The following is a 16,361-nucleotide window of genomic DNA, read 5'->3' as shown; positions in this document are numbered from 1 at the left end:
CGTCAGATATTTCGCGCGTCTACTTGGGTAGCCCGAACGACACAATCCATCCAGCCACCTGGATGACCAGCGCTGCCACCAGCCCCGCCCCGACAAAGGGATGCGACACGAAGATGGCGAGCGCCACAATGCCCAGACACGCATAGTCGACGATATCGCTCGACATCAGCCATCCCTGAGGTTGCCGGAAGCGCCGCACGTCAAAGAGTGTGACCGTGCGCCAGACGCGGCCCATGTCGGGCGGGCCAAAGGCTTCCTGTAGCTTCTTGGGATCCCGGATACCGGTCATCTCCGCAAGATCGGCGACGGTCGCCTCGCCAAGCGCAACATTCCGCTTGCGAGCGGACGTGCCGATCAGGCTGACAATTGCCGACAGCACCACCGCAATTGCGATGGCGAACAGCGTGAAATCGTCAAAAGGCCCATATCCGCTCATGCGGCATCATATAGGGAGCGCGCGCCGAAACGGAAGCGCCTTACCGCTTGCGTGGAATGGCGGCCCAATAGTCGAAGTCGAGCAGAACACCATCGGCATACTTCCCATCCTCGCCCTTATAGGCGAACGCGCCCGGATCCTGATCCTTCACTGCCACGAGGCGCAAGCGCAACCCGCCAACCTTGTCGGACAGCTCAGCTTTCTCAAGCACTTCGCTCCAGGCATAGATCGTGTCACCGGCAAATAGCGGACTGACATGGCTGCCGGCATTGATCGCCAGCATATGGCCCGCATTGGCGAGACCATTGAAGGCCAGCGACCGCGCGATGGAAATTACCACACCGCCATAGATCAGGCGCTTGCCGAACCGGCTGGACTTCTGGCCATGCGCATCGAAATGAACCTTGGCGGTGTTCTGGTAGAGGCGTGTCGCAATCTGGTGCTCCGCCTCTTCCACGGTCATGCCGTCGACATGATTGATCTTCTCGCCAACCGCATAGTCTTCGAACATGTATTCGCTGCCGGCGAGGGATGTATCCCAAGCCTCCATGGAGGCAAACCCGGACAATTCGGCCCCGGGCACACTCTTTGGCAGGTCGGGTATCACCACGTCTGGCGCGGGTGAGTTGGCATCCCGCTTGTTGACCATGACCCAGCGCACAAAGGACATGACTTCTTCGCCGCGCTGATTGGTGCCGCGCGTGCGCACCCAGACGACGCCGGTCTTGCCATTGGAGTTTTCTTTGACGCCGATCACTTCCGAAACCGTGTTCAGCGTATCGCCTGGCAGGACGGGTTGAGAGAAGCGACCATCGGCATAGCCAAGGTTCGCCACCGCATTCAACGAAACATCCGGCACGGACTTGCCGAACACGACATGGAAAGCGTGCAGCGGATCAATCGTGAGGCCCGGATAGCCGGCGGCTTTGGCGAATTCAGATGAGGAATACTGGACAAACCGGCCGCCGGTCAGCGCGCGATAGAGGGCGATGTCGCCTTCAGTCAGCGTCTGCGGCGTCGCATGCGCGAGGGGCATGCCCACGAAAAAATCTTCGAAGAAATGGCCGGGATTGGATTTCGATGTGCTGGTCATGCGCCCCTCAGATGGAAAAGGGGCAAGACTTCCCGGCGTCAGGCCTGGATTTGCCCCATATACAGATCAGCCAGCACCTGACCGTCACTGGGCGAGGAAATCAAGGCGGGTGAGACGAAGGGCAGCAGGAAAAGTGCGATGATCGCGGCCCCCAACAGGCCAGCCATCATTTGCTGCTCACGGTTCTCGGAGAACTCATCGAGCATGCGTGGTCCCGCCAACATGTACGGCACCCCAAGAGTGCAAAATGCAGAAAAGGCGATCAACACCGCCGCAAGAGTCATGAACACGATCATGCCCACAGCCTTGCCATGCAGATATTGAATCTTCGCGTGAGAGATCGATGAAATTTCATCGATCTCCCCGCAATATCAGCCGTGTAATACTATTTCAGCTCGAGCAGTTTCTCGATCGGACGGCCCAGCACGGCCTGCTTGCCGACAATGCCGATGGGGCGCTGGATGATCTTTGGATCGGCGGCCATCGCCTGGAAGATCTCGTCATCTGTCGAAGTCGCATCGATGCCGAATTCGGCAGCATTCTTGTCGCGCAAGAACTCGCGCGGCGAACTGGCACCCATCTTTTTGGCGATGTCCTTCAGCTCATCCAGGCTGAGTTGCTCGGAAGCATTCATGTATTTCCGGACCTCCGGCTCGACGCCGTTCTCCTGCAACAAGGCGAGCCCCTTGCGCGACGTGCTGCAGCCGGAATGGTGAAGGAGAGTGTAGGTCATGCGTATTCCTGAATGTGTTGGTTTACCATATGAATGCCCGAGAGCATTGAGGATCAGCTCTCAAAAGCCCGGATGGCTTCATCCATGGCCACAGTCCGGCGGGCTTCGTCGAGATGGAGCAATTCGGTCATCTTGCCGTTTACCTTCAATACGCCCTTGCCGGCATTCTGAGGGTCTGCGAACGCCTCAATCACGGCCTGTGCATGTTCCACATCATGCGGGCTCGGCGCGAAGACGCGGTTGGCCGTGTCGAGTTGCGATGGATGGATCAGCGTCTTGCCGTCGAAGCCGAGGTCACGCCCCTGTTCACACTCGTCGATCAGGCCCTGCTCGTTCTTGATGTCATTGTAGACGCCATCAATCGCGACGATGTTGTAGGCGCGGGCCGCAGCCATGCTCATGCCCAGAGCCGTCTGGAAAGCCAGCCGGTCCGGCGTCATCCGCGCGCGGTATTCCTTGGCGAGATCGTTCGTTCCCATCACGAACGTCGTCATACGGGTGCGGCCAACGGCTTCGGCAATGTCCTGGATGTTCAGGATCGCCTTGGGCATCTCGATCATCACCCAAAGCCCCATCTCGGCCGGGGCGCCGGCGCGGCTCATCGCGTCGTCGAGACGATCAATGTCGCTGCCATCAATCACTTTGGGTGCAAGCAGCGCATGTGCGCCCGCTTCAACCGCCATCTTGAGGTCGGCTTGGCCCCATTCGGTATCCAGCCCGTTCATCCGGACCACGATTTCACGGTGGCCATAACCCCCTGCGGTCACGGCCGCGCGGATCGTATCACGCGCGGTCTCCTTGGCTTCCGGCGCCACGGCATCTTCCAGGTCCATGATGACCGTGTCCGCGGGTAGCGTTTTCGCCTTTTCCAAGGCGCGCTCATTGGCGCCGGGCATGTAGAGGCAGGATCGGCGGGGACGGTGAACGTGGGACATATGTGACAACTCCTTGACCTGAACTGTCCATTTGATGCGTGATTGCGAGCCGAATACTCGTCCCGCACTGCACCGAGATGGATCAATGATGTTTCGCCTGCTCTTACTGGCTCAAATCTTCCTGTTTTGCGAGCCTACCTTTGCGAAACCCATTACGCTGATCGAGTTTCGCAACGAATTCCTCATACGCGAATTCCAGTCCGTCAAAATCGGGTATATCGACACGCACCCCACAATGTCCGCAGCGATGGACAAACAGGGGTTCGAGGCCGTGCTTCGGGAGTGCTCCCAGATCGACGGCACCTGCCAGACGGCCCGCTTTACGGCCTGCCGGGACCTGCCTGGTTATTCGCGACTGGAAACGCTGGAACTTGCCAATCAGATGAATGAGGGCTTCAACCCCGGAACCGCCTACGCGAAAAAGGGTCCTTCTCCGAGTGGGATATGCGTGAGATTCCACGTCTCCTTTAGGGGAGAGGATGAGTTCGGCCTCAGGCAGATCTTCGAATGGCAGCAGGCGCTCGAGGATTTTACAGCCTCCGTAGACAGCGACCTCACCAGCCGTGTTGCCGCCGATGTGCGGGCCTTGGTTCAGCCGTAACGCTTGTCGGCCAGTTCGGTTTATGCGAGCCAACACCGATGACTGATACAACATCTGACAGCTGGCCAATGGCCGGACATGCCGACAGCGGATTTGAATCTGTTCGCCGCGTCTTCGAAAAAAACTTCGAGAATGGCGAGGAGCTCGGCGCCGGATTCGCCGTCATCAAGGACGGCAAGGTCGTCGTGAACCTGGTCGGCGGCTGGGCTGACCGGAAGAAGGAACACCCATGGTCAGACACCACCCTCATCCCGGTCTATTCGACCACCAAAGGTATCGCAGCCATCGTCCTGGCCCATCTGGTGGAGCGCCTGCCGGGCGGCTTTGAGACGCCCGTGGCCGATGTATGGCCCGAATTTGCAGCCAATGGAAAAGGCGCGGTCACAATTGCCGAAGTTGCGAGTCACCAAGCGGGCCTGCCCGGCTTTCCGGAAGAGATCGACCCTGAGCTCTGGCTCGATCCGCCCGCCTGCGCCGCCGCACTGGCGGAATTGGCTCCGATGTGGTCACCGGGCAGCGCGCATGGCTATCATCCCCTGACCTGGGGCTATCTCGTCGGAGAGATTGCACGGCGCATCAGCGGCGAAACGCTCGGTACGACGCTAAATTTGCTGTTTCCGAACGTCGACTTCATGATCGGCACACCCGCCAGCGAGCATGATCGCTGTGCCGACATCCAGCGACCGCGAGAATTGGCAGAACTTGGAGAGATTACCCCGCCGCGACGCGCAGCATTTGTCAGCAAATGGGCCGCCCCAAATCGCGGCGGAGCCATTTGGCGCGAGATCGAAATTCCGTCGGCAAACGGCCACGGAACAGCGCTCTCGGTCGCGCAACTCTATGAGACCTACACGACCAATGGCGAGGGTGTCATGAGCGACGCCACTTTCGAGGCACTCAGCACGGCGCGAACACATGGACCGGATCTGGTTCTGCCCATGATCACCAGCTTCGGCGCTGGCATCATGCACAATACCCACGGCATGTTCGGACCCGAACCCACCACGCTCGGCCATTGTGGCTGGGGGGGCTCCATGGCGATAGCTGATCAGCGCAATGGTTTGACGTGCGCCTATGTCATGAACAAGCAATCCAATATTCTCGTGGGTGACCCGCGTGCGGTACGACTGGTTGAAGCGGTCTATGACTGCCTCTGATCCATGCTGAACCATATTGACTGGGCCGCATTCCTGATTGCCATGGCGGCAGTGGAATTGACGCCTGGTCCCAATATGGGATGGCTCGCCGCGCTGTCGGCGCAGCAGGGCCGCGCAGCGGGAATGCGCGCTGTCGCAGGCATCACACTGGGGCTGGCGGCCCAGTTGGTGGCTGCGGCCACAGGCCTGTCGGCTCTGCTCGCCGGAATGCCCATGCTCTACGACACGCTACGATGGGCAGGCGTCGTATTCATGGTCTATCTCGCCGTTGAGGCTTGGCGGGATACCGGATCCGTCTCACCACTCAATCGAAACAAGGCGGCGGGCTTCTGGCGGGGTCTGGTTGCGAATTTGTTGAATCCCAAAGCGCTTGTGTTCTATCTCGTCGTCGTCGGGCAGTTTGCCAGCGATACCGCAGGACCAATCTGGTTGCAGATTGTTGCGCTGGGCGTCATCCACCTGGTGGTCGCGACGACCATCCATACGAGTATTGTACTTGCCGGGTCCCGTTTTGGCCAAAAACTGGAAGCTTATCGGACCGCTCCCCTCCTGCGCGGCACCTTTGCCATCATGCTGCTTGGAATCGCCGTGTGGATCGCCGTCTCGACCGGACGTTCGGTCTCCTGACTGGCACAGTCCTTGCGGAGGTGAAATCGGAGGCAACTCCAATCATGCAAAACATCTTCCTGCTCCGGGTGCTCACCGCCCGGAGCATTTTTTCAGCTGACTCGCGCTGCGCGGGCGAGCCGCCGGGCCTTGGCGTCGCCCATGACACTGTCGGCGGTGAAGATCGCCAACGCCGTCCAGATGAAACCGAAAGCCGCCGCATGGGTCCAGCCAAATGGTTCGCGGAACACGAGAACCGCGATCAGGAACTGCAAGGTCGGCCCGATATATTGCATCATGCCGATGGTCGAGAGCTTCAGACGACGTGCTGACAAGGCAAACAGGATGAGGGGCACAGACGTGATCGGGCCGGCCGCCATCAATAGTGCGACATCCCATCCCCCATTGCCGAATACTTGCGCATCCGGTTGGCGCGAGAGCCAGGCCAACCAGGCCAGGGCGACGGGCGCCAATAGCAGGACCTCCATCAGAAATCCCGCTCGACTATCAATGGCGACCTGCTTCCGGATCAGCGAGTAACAGGCAAAGGTTACGCAGAGAAACAGGGCGACCCACGGCACCTGTCCGAAAGCCACTGTCATGATGGCAACGCCGATAGCGGCGATGCTTACTGCGCCCCATTGCGCCGGCCGAAGGCGCTCGGAAAAGAAGATCATGCCGAAGATCACGTTCACAATCGGATTGATGTAATAACCGAGCGACGCTTCCATCGTCCGGCCAGCATTTACCGCCCAGATGTAACATCCCCAATTGGACCCGATCAGGGCGCCTGAGATAAGCAGCCATTTCAGCTTGTCCCATTTCAGGGCTGTCCGAACGTCCCGCCAGTTCGCAGCAATCGCAATGAAGATCAGCGCAGTCGGTATGGACCAGACCACGCGATGTGCCAGCAGGTCCGCCGCACCGATGTGCTGCATCAGCCGGATGTAGAGCGGCAGGCTCCCCCAGATAAAAAAGGCCCCCAGGCCAGCAAAGAATCCGAGGCGAGTTTCAGTGTTCATGGCCCAGCGCGTAGCACTGAGCCATGAGGCAACGCCACCCAATTATTGCTGCGAAGCGTTTCAGTTTGTCGAAACGGGCTGTTTCTCTGGCTTCAGGACGCCGCGATTGAGGAGTTCTTCGGCAATCTGGATTGCGTTGAGGGCGGCGCCTTTGCGCAGATTGTCGGAGACACACCAGAAGGCGATGCCGTTTTCGACCGTCGGGTCCTTGCGGACGCGGGAGATATAGGTCGCCCATTCGCCCACGCATTCCTTCGGCGTGATGTAGAGCTCGTCTTCAGGATCATCGACCAGCATGATGCCCGGGCTCTCGCGCAGAATTTCCTTGGCTTTCTTGGCGCTCAGGGGGCCGGCCAATTCGACATTCACGGCTTCGGAATGGCCGACAAAGACCGGCACGCGCACACAGGTCGCGACCAGTTCGATGGACTCGTCGAGGATTTTCTTCGTCTCGACGCGCATCTTCCACTCTTCCTTGGTGAAACCATCATCCATGAAAACGTCGATCTGCGGGATGACGTTGAAGGCAATTTCCTTCTGGAAGACTTCCGGGGTCGGCTCGTCATTGACGAATACGCCGCGTGTCTGATTCCACAGCTCGTCCATCGCCTCCTTGCCGGCGCCGGATACGGACTGGTAAGTCGAACAGACAACGCGGGTGATACCGACGGCATCATGCAGCGGCTTCAGCGCCACAACGAGCTGTGCAGTCGAGCAGTTGGGGTTCGCGATGATCATCTTCTTTTCGTAACCCATCACGGCTTCGCCGTTGCACTCTGGCACGACGAGCGGCACGTCCGGATCCATCCGCCATGCGGACGAGTTGTCGATCGTGATCGCGCCGGCTTTGGCAATTTTCGGTGCCCATTCCTTGGCGGTGGCGCCGCCAGCCGACATCAGGACGAGGTCTACCTGTGTGAAGTCGAATTGTTCAATATCGTGGCATTTCAGCGTGCGATCGCCATAGGACACTTCCTTGCCGAGCGACCGGCGGGACGCAACGGCAAAGACTTCGTCGGCTGGGAACATACGTTCTTCCAGAATGTTCAGCAGTTCGCGTCCGACATTACCTGTTGCACCGACGACTGCGATCCGAGTGGCCATGATATTTCTACTCCTGAGATTGAACCGGGCTTATGGCGCATCTTCGACGCCATTTAAAGCCTGTTGCCAACGTCTCGCTGCTGAGGCAGACCGGATTGAACCCGGAACTGGGAGCCGCCCTCGTGCTTGATGACGTAATCAACCGCTACCTCGCCTGTTACAATGCCCGTGATATCGACGGAATGCTCGATTGCGTGACGGAAGACGTGGTGTTCGAAAATATCTCCAACACGGGTCAGTCCATGCGTCTGGATGGCAGGGACATGATGCGTCAGGTCGCGGAATTGTCAGGAAATGCCTTCTCCTATCGCCGTCAGCGACTGGTCAACATTGTCAGTGGAGGCAGCAAGGCTGCGGCCGAGATCGAATTTGAAGGCAAGGCCGCCGTAGACCTGCCCAATGGCATCAAGTCCGGCGAGACCGTAAAAGTACGCGGCGCGAGCTTTTTCGAATTTCGCGGCAACCTGCTCTGCCGCATCGCGGATTATAGCTGATCTTCATGCAACAAGCCGCAGACTTCCTCGATGAATCGCTGGCCCTGTCCGAGCTGATCGCACCCCTGTCCGATACGGACTATACGCAGAAAACCGCATTCAAGGACTGGACCATCGACATGGTTCTCCGCCACCTGCATTTCTGGAACACCGCAGCGCTATTATCGGTAAAAGACGAGGCGGCATTTCAAGCGCTTGTATCCGGCCTGACGGACGCGCTCCGCGAAGGCGCACTTCCAGACCATGAATATGCGTACTTCGAGGGCCTGTCAGGCCGCGCCTTGCGGGAGGACTGGCTTGTCATGGCAGACCGTACGGCAGATGTCTTCGCTCAAACCGATCCATCCCAGCGCCTGCAATGGGTGGGCCCAAGCATGAGCGCGCGGTCTTCGATCACGGCGCGACTTATGGAAACCTGGGCGCACGGTCAGGAAGTCTATGACCAGCTGGGCGTCGTCCGTGAGAATAACGACCGTATCCGCAATATCGTGGTGCTGGGCGTGAACACCTATGGGTGGACTTTTGCCAACCGGAAACTCCCGGCTCCGGGGCCAATGCCCTTCCTGTCCCTTACCGCGCCGTCCGGCGAAATCTGGACGTATGGCGAAGAACAAGATGATGAGCGTATTGCAGGCCGCGCAGAAGAATTCTGCCAAGTCGTAACGCAGGTACGCAACGTGACGGACACAAGTCTTTCCGTATGCGGAAATATTGCTCAATCCTGGATGACACAAGCGCAGTGCTTTGCGGGCCCTCCGCAGCCGCCACCAGCGGCCGGGACACGGAAGACGCGCACGGCCTAAAGCGCTGCGATAATTGCATCCGTCATCTGGTGAGTCTTGAGCTCTCCCCCAAGATCTCGCGTACGGGCGCCATCTTCCAAAGCCTTGCCCACTGCTGCGAAGAGCCTGTCGGCGATTTTTTCACGCCCCAGAGACCAGCGGAGGGCCATTTCAAGCGACAGAATGGCTGCACACGGATTTGCGATACCCTGTCCCGCAATGTCCGGCGCCGAACCGTGCACCGGCTCATAGAGGCCCGGCGTACCATCCGCTCCAAGGGACGCTGAAGGCAGCATTCCGATGGACCCGGTCAGCATGGCGGCTTCGTCAGAGAGAATATCCCCGAACAGATTACCGGCAAGAATCACATCGAACTGTTTCGGCGCTCGGACGAGCTCCATTGCACAAGCATCCGCATACATGTGGCTGAGTTCGACGCCAGCGCCGAACTCGGCATGCGCCAATGTGACTTCCTGACGCCAGAACAGGCCGGTCTCCATGACGTTCGATTTTTCCACCGAACAGACACGGCCATCCCTGCCACGCGCGATTTCGAAAGCAACACGCGTAACACGTTCGACTTCCGGGTGCGTGTAGATCGACGTGTCATACCCCCGGCGCAGTCCGCCTTTCTCATCAATGCCGCGCGGCGTGCCGAAATAGACACCCCCTGTCAGCTCTCGGACGATCATGATGTCCAGGCCTTCGACCACTTCAGGCTTCAGGCTGGAGGCGCTGACCAATGCCGGGAAACAGAAAGCGGGCCGCAAGTTCGCAAAAACATCGAGGCCTTTGCGCAAAGCCAGCAGGCCAGCTTCCGGGCGCTTGTCGCGCGCCGTACCCGCCCATTTCGGCCCACCAACCGCGCCGAGCAGAACCGCATCCGATCGACGGGCCTGCTCCAGCGTATCCTCGTTCAACGGCGTCCCGTGGGCATCAAAGGATGCTCCGCCAACAAGCCCCTCTTCCAACAGGAGATCTGGAGCCAGAACGTCCACCAGGCGCCGAACTTCGGCCACAACTTCTGGGCCAATCCCGTCTCCTGGCAATAACAGTAAGGTCTGTTTCACTTCCGCGCTCCACTCATGTTCGGACAAGTTTGTTTTGTGGCACCTAGTAGCCACCACAACACAACCGAGCAATACTGTCGCGTGTGGTCGGCGGCCGGGCCAGATCGACCTGGGAAAGTTGAGCCACCCGAGAGTGGAAGGGCCTACATGCCGGGTTCGCGTGGTATGGGTGTGTAGCGGCTATCAATCTTGTCCTTGAATTCCTTGGCCTGTTCTTCGTTCCGCTCATCTATGTCGGCCCAGGTTGCCTTGTTGTTGCAAATCCGTTTTGGCAGCATCGAGCCGAACTCCTTGATGGAGCGGCACTCTCTTTCGGCGCCTTCCGCCAATGTCATTTCCTCAGACCCGGTTGAACTCGCGCAGCCCGCGAGAGAAACCATCAATCCAGCTGCAAGCACAGAACCCGCAAATTTCATCTTTATCTCCCAAAGTGTGCAATTCAGAACCGCGTCCACCACTAATGGTTGTAACCAGCGGGCGCAACGCCATCTACGTCTCCACCAAACAAGAACGAAACCCGCTCGTGCGACTCTCAGGTCTCGGGGTCACGCTTTTCTTCGGTTGAGGCGCCCGCTTCGTCGGACGGCGCGGACTGAGCCTCTGGCAGGGTGACATTGACTTCAGGCTGCGTGCCGAATGGATCCGTATGACAGGCCGCGACAGACGCCAGCACCAATCCCCCCAGAATTATCAGGCTTAATCTCTTCATGACCATCCTCTTCGCTTTCCGGGTCAGCTGGCCTTTTCGAGCCATGGCATGGAGACGCGTCGACGCGCTTCGAACGTGTCGATCTCGCTTGCTGCAGTCATCGAACTGCCAATCTCGTCAAGGCCTTCCATGAGGTTTGCCTTACGGCCTGCATCCACTTCAAACGCATACACTTCGCCATCCGGCCCGGTGACGATCTGGGCTTCAAGGTCCACGGTGAAGACATGGTTGGAGCCTCCCGCCTGATCTGCCAATTTCTGGCATACATCTACTGGCAGGCGCACCGGCAGGATGCCGTTCTTGTAGCAATTATTATGGAAGATATCGGCGAAACTCGGCGCGATGACACAGGTGATCCCTTGGTCCAGCAGTGCCCAGGGCGCATGCTCGCGCGAAGACCCGCAGCCGAAATTCTCGCCCGCAATCAGGATGCTCGCAGTGGCGTATTCTGGCCGGTTCAATACGAAATCGGACCGAGGCGAGCCGTCAGACAGCGTTTTCAGTTCGTGGAACAGGCCCTTGGACAGGCCTGTGCGTTCGGTCGTCTTAAGGAACTGCTTGGGAATGATCATGTCGGTATCGACATTGGACATCGGCTTGCCCTTTTCGAGCAGCGGCGCAGCGGTTCCGGTGAGTTGCGTAAAGGCTTTCATGAGGCGTGTCCTACCTTGAAGAATGCGCGATGAACAGGGTCGGCACGCCCAATGTGCCATCCCTTATAGTGAAAACGGCAGACCCCGGTTTGCGACCTGTCCGTTGTTCGGAAACATTGAAGCCAGCCTCCGTGAGGCGTGCATGTGCCGCCGAAAGATCATCCACGGTCCATGTCAGGCCCCAGATACTGTCCGGCGCGGCTGGGTCATGATCTTCCCCGAGGCGGTTGATGACCTCAAAGGTCAGCCCACCTGTGCGGAAGAACAAAAAGCGCGTCTTCCACTCTTCCCGCGTCCGGTCGAGCGCCAGATCCAGCCCCAACCGTGCGCCATAAAGCCCTAATGCCCGGTCGGGATTGGGCGTGTTGATGACAATATGGTCCAGCGATGTGACGCAGCCAGACGGCGCGTCCGCCACGGGCAAGGCTTGTTCCGGCGAGATGATGAAAGTCTTCACGCCAGCAGTTTGCGCGTCCGCGCACCGGAAGCGCGTCCATTTCCGGGTTTCGCCGTTGATTGCGTTTGTACTGCTTCCATCGGCGATCTCGCCCGGCATCAAGCCACGACGGGTCAGCTTGTGATGCGCGGCGGAAATATCTCCCGTTCCAAAAGCGAGGCTTTTCAGGCCGGGGCCTTCGTCGGAGATGATTTCCCGCAAACGATCGGCCACCGTCCCCTCCCCGTCAGGGGCCATCAGTTCAAGACTGGTATTCTCCAATTGGAAAATTGCTGTTGCGGCACCGTCGGCTGAGGCGCGCCAATCTGCCGGCCGCCCGAGCAATTGCTCATAGACGGCCGTCGCGGAGCTGATCTCCGGACAGACCAGCACAAAATGGTCTAGACCCGTAATCATGCTATCCTAGAGACCCTCAAACAGGGCTGTCGATACATACCGTTCGGCGAAGCTTGGCAGAATGACGACGAGGGTCTTGCCGGCCATGTCGTCACGCGCGCCAACTTTGACCGCTGCAGCCGCTGCCGCGCCGGAGGAGATACCGCCGGGTATGCCTTCGAGCCGCGCAAGTTTGCGGGCCGTTGCAAAGGATTCCTCATTCGAAACTTTCACGACTTCATCAATCAGGCTCGTATCCGCGTTGCCGGGGATGAAGCCTGCGCCGATGCCCTGGATCATGTGCGGGCCGGGCTCGCCCCCGGAGAGGACCGGGCTGCCTTCCGGCTCAATCGCCATCATTTTCAGGCCCGGCTTGCGGGCCTTCAATACGCGGCCTGTGCCCGTAAACGTGCCACCAGTACCTATGCCGGACAGGACAGCATCGACCGCGCCGTCTGTGTCCGCCCAGATTTCTTCTGCTGTGGTCAGCTCATGGATGGCCGGATTGGCGGGATTGTCGAACTGGCTTGGCATCACCGCGCCGGGCGTCGCCTCAAGGATTTCCTTCGCCTTCGCGATAGCACCGCCCATGCCCTTCTCTTTTGGCGTCAGCTCCAGCTCCGCGCCGAGATAGGCCAGCATCTTGCGGCGCTCGATGGACATGGATTCCGGCATGGTCAGGATGAGGCGGTATCCCCGGCTCGCCGCCGCAAAGGCCAGGCCGATGCCGGTATTGCCTGAGGTCGGCTCGACCAGCACACCACCGGGCTTCAGCTTGCCGTCGGCTTCCAGCTGCAACACCATGTTCAGGCCGATCCGGTCTTTCACGCTGGCGAGTGGATTGAAGAATTCGCATTTGAACAGCAGGTTCGCCTTGATGCCTTCGGCCTCGGCGAACTTCGGCGCAGCAACCAGCGGCGTCGATCCGACCGTTTCGAGGATAGACGCGTAGGTACGACCGCGCGGGCCATCCAGCGAAACATTTCCGGGCAGGCTGACAGTATTGCTCATGGGTCCACTCCATTTGTTGCAGGGCAAGGTTGGCCGGACTATCTGCCCTCACCCTTCGAGAGGCAACTGAAGGATGTGTTTAGTCGGCGGCACGCCCTTTTATGTCTTCAAGTATTTGCCGCCCAATCTCCCTACGCTCTACGTACTTGGCGGCTGCTTTCGAGGTTTTGAACAAATTCCACTTCAGATGAGGCTTAAGATCCGTGACATCGCGCCCAGTCAAATCACAAAAGATCGCCAGATTGAACGCCCACTCGTCCAGCGACAAATAGCCGAATTTCTCACTGGACCACCCCTGGCTCTCGAAATCCTGAGTTTGGATAAACTCGAATGCGGAATTAGCCCCGAATACTCCAAAGCCCAGAAAGACAGACGTGACATCCGTTGCCGGCTCGATCAGCTCCCAGCCGCCTGGTGGGGCTTCCTGAAATCCTTCATTCAGATAGTGACTGAGTTCGTGCGCAAAGGTTGCGATCAGCTTTACCGGTGTATGAACATGGCTCGGATCATACGTAATCTGACCAGAATTTCCGGTGTGGGAGAAGGTTCCTGCCGCTGTCCCCGAATGTTGAACTCTGCCCAGTGTGGATACCCTTCCGGCAAGCTCGGCTTGCGGCACCAATTGGACTGGCCATTCTGACATTCCGGCCAGATCACGCACATGCTCAAATATGAATTCAGCGCGCTCGCGCCCACTCGAATCGGTTGGCGGAAAGAAGTCCGGGGTTGGAAGCACGAGCGGCGTCTCTCGAAGGGCTTCCCGCCCACCAGTGCACTTCAATAGCCATGCCCAACACAGAACATGGAATGCCTCCACATCCTCATCGAGAAAGTGGCTGCGTCCAAACACTAGCCAATCACACCTTGGATCGCGGCGCGCGCTGCGAGGGTAGGGCTCATCAGATGGGTGCGGCCATCGCGGCCCTGGCGGCCTTCGAAGTTCCGGTTGGAGGTGGACGCGCACCGCTCGCCCGGCGCCAGCGTGTCGGGATTCATGCCGAGACACATGGAACAGCCCGGCTCGCGCCATTCAAACCCGGCTTCGAGAAAGATCTCGTCCAGCCCTTCGGATTCGGCTTGCGCACGGACGAGGCCAGACCCCGGCACGACCATGGCACGCACGCCTTCGGCCACTTTGTTGCCCTTGGCGACTTCAGCGGCGGCGCGAAGATCTTCGATCCGGCTGTTCGTGCACGAGCCGATGAAGACGCGCTGCACCGGTGTGCCCTTGATCGGTGTACCACCTTCAAGGCCCATATAGGACAGTGCGCGCTCACACGCACCTGCCTTGATTGGATCACTGAAATCTTCCGGCTTCGGAATAATACCCGACAACGGAATCGCCTGTTCCGGGCTCGTGCCCCAGGTCAATGTCGGCTCGACCGCTTCGCCCTTGATGTGGACGACTTCATCAAATACGGCATCCTCATCGGAATAGAGCGTCGTCCAAAAAGATTTCGCGACATCCCATGCGCCACCCTTGGGCGCGGCCGGGCGGCCCTTGATGTATTCGAACGTCGTCTCGTCTGGAGCCACCAGACCCGCACGGGCACCGCCCTCAATGGCGAGATTGCACAGCGTCATGCGCCCTTCCATGGAGAGGCTCCGAACTGCGTCACCGCGATACTCCATGACGTATCCCGTGCCACCGGCCGTACCGATGACGGAAATTATGTGGAGGGCGAGATCCTTGGCGGTCACGCCATCTTTCAGGCTGCCAGATACTTCGATTGCCATGTTCTTGGATTTCTGCGCACGCAAGGTCTGCGTGGCGAGCACATGCTCAACTTCCGATGTGCCGATACCATGCGCCAGCGCGCCGAACGCGCCATGCGTGGACGTGTGGCTGTCACCGCAGACAATCGTCATGCCGGGCTGGGTGCGCCCCTGCTCCGGCCCCACGACATGGACGATGCCATTGCGGATGTCGCCCATCGGGAAATACTCGATATCGTGCTCGGCCACATTGCGGGTCAGCGTTTCCAGCTGGTTGCGCGCATCGGGGTCTGTCACGCCAGCAAGGCCGGCGGCCTGGTTCTCGGTCGGGGTGTTGTGGTCAGCGACGGCCAGGGTCAGGTCCCGGCGGCGCACGCCGCGTCCGGCCGCTTTCAGTCCGGCAAAAGCCTGGGGCGTCGTCACTTCGTGAATCAGGTGGAGATCGATATAGAGCAGGCTTTCACCGCCCTCATCGGTGTGCACCACATGCGCGTCCCAGATCTTGTCGTAAAGTGTCTTGCCAGCCATGGGGCCTCTTCCTGTCATATCGCGGCGCACCATAGCGGCGCGCGCCCGGCTGGGAAGGGGTCAATTGGCGATTGGCGACTCTTGATCACAGGGCGGAGACAGGCGCACGGCCAGCGCCTTCAACTCGTCCATCTCGAAATCGCCGGAAACGAGTATTTCACCGCCTGTGATCCGTTCCAGCACTCTGGGAGACATGATGGTTTCCTCGTCCACCCGCAAGGGGAGGACTTCACCCATATTGGCCACCGTGAGGGCTTCCAGCTTGGATGCGCCGGACTCGTCCATACGGATGGAAAGCGCCGGTCGACCCGCCGAATCCGTCACGGCCGAAGCCTGAACCTGATAGGGTGCAAAGCGGGTATCACCGATGAAGAGAATACCCTGCGCTATGTCAGGCGGGCGGCAAGCCGGCATTGTGAGGCGCAGCGTGTCGTCGGCGGGTTCGCAGGCAGCAAGCAATGAAACGGCGAAAAGTGTGAGGCAGAGGCGTTTCATGCGTCCGAACGTGCCACAGAAATACCAGCCCCAAAAGTGAAAACGCCCCAACCATGAGGCGGGGCGTTTCTTCAATTCCTGACTGAAGTGTCGGAACGTCTATTCTTCAGCAGCGCCTTCATCAGCGGAGGCAGCCGCAGCGGCCTCTGCTTCAGCGGCAGCAGCAGCTGCAGCCTCTTCAGCGGCTTTCGCCTTGGCAGCCTCTTCGCGAGCCTTGGCAGCAGCTTCCTTGCGGGCGGCTTTCTCTGCATCTTTCTGGCGGCGGCGCTCGGTTTTCGACACGGCGATTTCGACCGTTTCGATGCCGTGGCCGGTGGTACGCTCAGCGATACGGGCAGACTTACCGCGACGATCGCGCAGATAGTAGAGTTTCGCACGGCGCAC

General features: G+C 59.3%; 22 protein-coding genes. 5 read left to right on the top strand and 17 right to left on the bottom strand.

What is annotated here, in order from left to right; genetic code table 11:
• Positions 1 to 19: 19 nt before the first annotated feature.
• The 5 genes from B2344_RS03450 to B2344_RS03430 form a co-directional block, all read right to left on the bottom strand.
• Positions 20 to 436, bottom strand: a complete 417-nt coding sequence (locus B2344_RS03450) for a hypothetical protein (protein WP_034817298.1) — start codon at positions 434 to 436, stop codon at positions 20 to 22.
• A 40-nt stretch (positions 437 to 476) separates the two neighbouring features.
• Positions 477 to 1,529, bottom strand: coding sequence for a MaoC family dehydratase (locus B2344_RS03445; protein ID WP_290480340.1), 1,053 nt, complete (start codon positions 1,527 to 1,529; stop codon positions 477 to 479).
• Between the two features lie 38 nt (positions 1,530 to 1,567).
• Entirely contained in the window at positions 1,568 to 1,825 is a 258-nt protein-coding gene (locus B2344_RS03440) for a hypothetical protein (protein WP_034817295.1), read from the bottom strand.
• An 89-nt stretch (positions 1,826 to 1,914) separates the two neighbouring features.
• On the bottom strand, positions 1,915 to 2,262 hold the full coding sequence (locus B2344_RS03435) for an ArsC/Spx/MgsR family protein (RefSeq protein WP_290484669.1): 348 nt from the start codon (positions 2,260 to 2,262) through the stop codon (positions 1,915 to 1,917).
• Positions 2,263 to 2,315: 53 nt separating this feature from the next.
• Positions 2,316 to 3,197: an HpcH/HpaI aldolase/citrate lyase family protein gene (locus B2344_RS03430; protein ID WP_206991820.1), complete on the bottom strand. Its 882-nt coding sequence runs from the start codon at positions 3,195 to 3,197 to the stop codon at positions 2,316 to 2,318.
• Between the two features lie 85 nt (positions 3,198 to 3,282).
• Between B2344_RS03430 and B2344_RS03425 the strand changes: the two genes are divergently transcribed.
• From B2344_RS03425 to B2344_RS03415, 3 genes are read left to right on the top strand one after another with little or no spacing between them, the layout of a single operon-like run.
• Positions 3,283 to 3,798, top strand: coding sequence for a hypothetical protein (locus B2344_RS03425; RefSeq protein WP_290482364.1), 516 nt, complete (start codon positions 3,283 to 3,285; stop codon positions 3,796 to 3,798).
• A 38-nt stretch (positions 3,799 to 3,836) separates the two neighbouring features.
• Entirely contained in the window at positions 3,837 to 4,955 is a 1,119-nt protein-coding gene (locus B2344_RS03420) for a serine hydrolase domain-containing protein (protein ID WP_290484668.1), read from the top strand.
• 3 nt (positions 4,956 to 4,958) lie between these two features.
• A complete protein-coding gene (locus B2344_RS03415; protein ID WP_290484667.1) occupies positions 4,959 to 5,582 on the top strand; it encodes a LysE family translocator in 624 nt (207 codons plus the stop codon).
• A 92-nt stretch (positions 5,583 to 5,674) separates the two neighbouring features.
• Here B2344_RS03415 and rarD read toward each other — a convergent pair whose 3' ends face one another.
• Complete coding sequence (rarD, locus tag B2344_RS03410) at positions 5,675 to 6,583, bottom strand: EamA family transporter RarD (RefSeq protein ID WP_290482366.1); 909 nt, start codon at positions 6,581 to 6,583, stop codon at positions 5,675 to 5,677.
• Positions 6,584 to 6,643: 60 nt separating this feature from the next.
• Complete coding sequence (locus B2344_RS03405; RefSeq protein WP_206991815.1) at positions 6,644 to 7,687, bottom strand: aspartate-semialdehyde dehydrogenase; 1,044 nt, start codon at positions 7,685 to 7,687, stop codon at positions 6,644 to 6,646.
• Between the two features lie 122 nt (positions 7,688 to 7,809).
• On the opposite strand from B2344_RS03405, the gene B2344_RS03400 reads away from it, so the two are divergent.
• Complete coding sequence (locus tag B2344_RS03400; RefSeq protein ID WP_290480951.1) at positions 7,810 to 8,181, top strand: nuclear transport factor 2 family protein; 372 nt, start codon at positions 7,810 to 7,812, stop codon at positions 8,179 to 8,181.
• A gap of 5 nt (positions 8,182 to 8,186) precedes the next feature.
• On the top strand, positions 8,187 to 8,984 hold the full coding sequence (locus tag B2344_RS03395) for a TIGR03084 family metal-binding protein (RefSeq protein ID WP_290484666.1): 798 nt from the start codon (positions 8,187 to 8,189) through the stop codon (positions 8,982 to 8,984).
• Here B2344_RS03395 and leuB read toward each other — a convergent pair.
• From leuB to B2344_RS03345, 10 genes are all read right to left on the bottom strand, one after another.
• The gene (gene leuB, locus B2344_RS03390) at positions 8,981 to 10,033 is read right to left on the bottom strand and encodes a 3-isopropylmalate dehydrogenase (protein WP_290482368.1); all 1,053 of its coding nucleotides are present in this window, start codon (positions 10,031 to 10,033) and stop codon (positions 8,981 to 8,983) included. The genes B2344_RS03395 and leuB overlap by 4 nt on opposite strands.
• Positions 10,034 to 10,176: 143 nt before the next feature.
• Positions 10,177 to 10,449 carry a hypothetical protein gene (locus B2344_RS03385; protein ID WP_206991812.1) on the bottom strand — a complete coding sequence of 91 codons (273 nt, stop codon included), beginning with the start codon at positions 10,447 to 10,449 and terminating at the stop codon, positions 10,177 to 10,179.
• 116 nt (positions 10,450 to 10,565) lie between these two features.
• Positions 10,566 to 10,742, bottom strand: a complete 177-nt coding sequence (locus B2344_RS03380; protein ID WP_206991811.1) for a hypothetical protein — start codon at positions 10,740 to 10,742, stop codon at positions 10,566 to 10,568.
• A 23-nt stretch (positions 10,743 to 10,765) separates the two neighbouring features.
• Complete coding sequence (leuD, locus tag B2344_RS03375; RefSeq protein WP_290484665.1) at positions 10,766 to 11,395, bottom strand: 3-isopropylmalate dehydratase small subunit; 630 nt, start codon at positions 11,393 to 11,395, stop codon at positions 10,766 to 10,768.
• A 10-nt stretch (positions 11,396 to 11,405) separates the two neighbouring features.
• Positions 11,406 to 12,248 (bottom strand): VOC family protein, encoded by an 843-nt coding sequence (locus tag B2344_RS03370; protein ID WP_290484664.1) that lies wholly within the window; start codon positions 12,246 to 12,248, stop codon positions 11,406 to 11,408.
• Between the two features lie 6 nt (positions 12,249 to 12,254).
• Entirely contained in the window at positions 12,255 to 13,238 is a 984-nt protein-coding gene (gene cysK / locus B2344_RS03365; RefSeq protein ID WP_206991808.1) for a cysteine synthase A, read from the bottom strand.
• Positions 13,239 to 13,317: 79 nt separating this feature from the next.
• A complete protein-coding gene (locus B2344_RS03360; RefSeq protein WP_206991807.1) occupies positions 13,318 to 13,899 on the bottom strand; it encodes a hypothetical protein in 582 nt (193 codons plus the stop codon).
• A gap of 188 nt (positions 13,900 to 14,087) precedes the next feature.
• Positions 14,088 to 15,482: a 3-isopropylmalate dehydratase large subunit gene (gene leuC / locus B2344_RS03355; RefSeq protein WP_290482371.1), complete on the bottom strand. Its 1,395-nt coding sequence runs from the start codon at positions 15,480 to 15,482 to the stop codon at positions 14,088 to 14,090.
• A 60-nt stretch (positions 15,483 to 15,542) separates the two neighbouring features.
• On the bottom strand, positions 15,543 to 15,977 hold the full coding sequence (locus B2344_RS03350; protein ID WP_156947948.1) for a SecDF P1 head subdomain-containing protein: 435 nt from the start codon (positions 15,975 to 15,977) through the stop codon (positions 15,543 to 15,545).
• Positions 15,978 to 16,076: 99 nt separating this feature from the next.
• On the bottom strand, positions 16,077 to 16,361 hold a 285-nt coding region (locus tag B2344_RS03345; RefSeq protein WP_290484663.1), incomplete at its 5' end, for a 50S ribosomal protein L19.

Source organism: Hyphomonas sp. UBA3195 (assembly GCF_002366485.1).
Taxonomy (GTDB): domain Bacteria; phylum Pseudomonadota; class Alphaproteobacteria; order Caulobacterales; family Hyphomonadaceae; genus Hyphomonas.
This window is presented reverse-complemented; position numbering and strand designations above follow the sequence as displayed.

Bases quoted from the DNA above. Each gene is read 5' to 3' on its own strand.
- B2344_RS03450 (WP_034817298.1), bottom strand. From the start codon at position 436: ATGAGCGGATATGGGCCTTTTGACGATTTCACGCTGTTCGCCATCGCA.
- B2344_RS03445 (WP_290480340.1), bottom strand. From the start codon at position 1,529: ATGACCAGCACATCGAAATCCAATCCCGGCCATTTCTTCGAAGATTTT.
- B2344_RS03440 (WP_034817295.1), bottom strand. From the start codon at position 1,825: ATGATCGTGTTCATGACTCTTGCGGCGGTGTTGATCGCCTTTTCTGCA.
- B2344_RS03435 (WP_290484669.1), bottom strand. From the start codon at position 2,262: ATGACCTACACTCTCCTTCACCATTCCGGCTGCAGCACGTCGCGCAAG.
- B2344_RS03430 (WP_206991820.1), bottom strand. From the start codon at position 3,197: ATGTCCCACGTTCACCGTCCCCGCCGATCCTGCCTCTACATGCCCGGC.
- B2344_RS03425 (WP_290482364.1), top strand. From the start codon at position 3,283: ATGATGTTTCGCCTGCTCTTACTGGCTCAAATCTTCCTGTTTTGCGAG.
- B2344_RS03420 (WP_290484668.1), top strand. From the start codon at position 3,837: ATGACTGATACAACATCTGACAGCTGGCCAATGGCCGGACATGCCGAC.
- B2344_RS03415 (WP_290484667.1), top strand. From the start codon at position 4,959: ATGCTGAACCATATTGACTGGGCCGCATTCCTGATTGCCATGGCGGCA.
- rarD (WP_290482366.1), bottom strand. From the start codon at position 6,583: ATGAACACTGAAACTCGCCTCGGATTCTTTGCTGGCCTGGGGGCCTTT.
- B2344_RS03405 (WP_206991815.1), bottom strand. From the start codon at position 7,687: ATGGCCACTCGGATCGCAGTCGTCGGTGCAACAGGTAATGTCGGACGC.
- B2344_RS03395 (WP_290484666.1), top strand. From the start codon at position 8,187: ATGCAACAAGCCGCAGACTTCCTCGATGAATCGCTGGCCCTGTCCGAG.
- B2344_RS03385 (WP_206991812.1), bottom strand. From the start codon at position 10,449: ATGAAATTTGCGGGTTCTGTGCTTGCAGCTGGATTGATGGTTTCTCTC.
- B2344_RS03380 (WP_206991811.1), bottom strand. From the start codon at position 10,742: ATGAAGAGATTAAGCCTGATAATTCTGGGGGGATTGGTGCTGGCGTCT.
- leuD (WP_290484665.1), bottom strand. From the start codon at position 11,395: ATGAAAGCCTTTACGCAACTCACCGGAACCGCTGCGCCGCTGCTCGAA.
- B2344_RS03370 (WP_290484664.1), bottom strand. From the start codon at position 12,248: ATGATTACGGGTCTAGACCATTTTGTGCTGGTCTGTCCGGAGATCAGC.
- cysK (WP_206991808.1), bottom strand. From the start codon at position 13,238: ATGAGCAATACTGTCAGCCTGCCCGGAAATGTTTCGCTGGATGGCCCG.
- leuC (WP_290482371.1), bottom strand. From the start codon at position 15,482: ATGGCTGGCAAGACACTTTACGACAAGATCTGGGACGCGCATGTGGTG.
- B2344_RS03350 (WP_156947948.1), bottom strand. From the start codon at position 15,977: ATGAAACGCCTCTGCCTCACACTTTTCGCCGTTTCATTGCTTGCTGCC.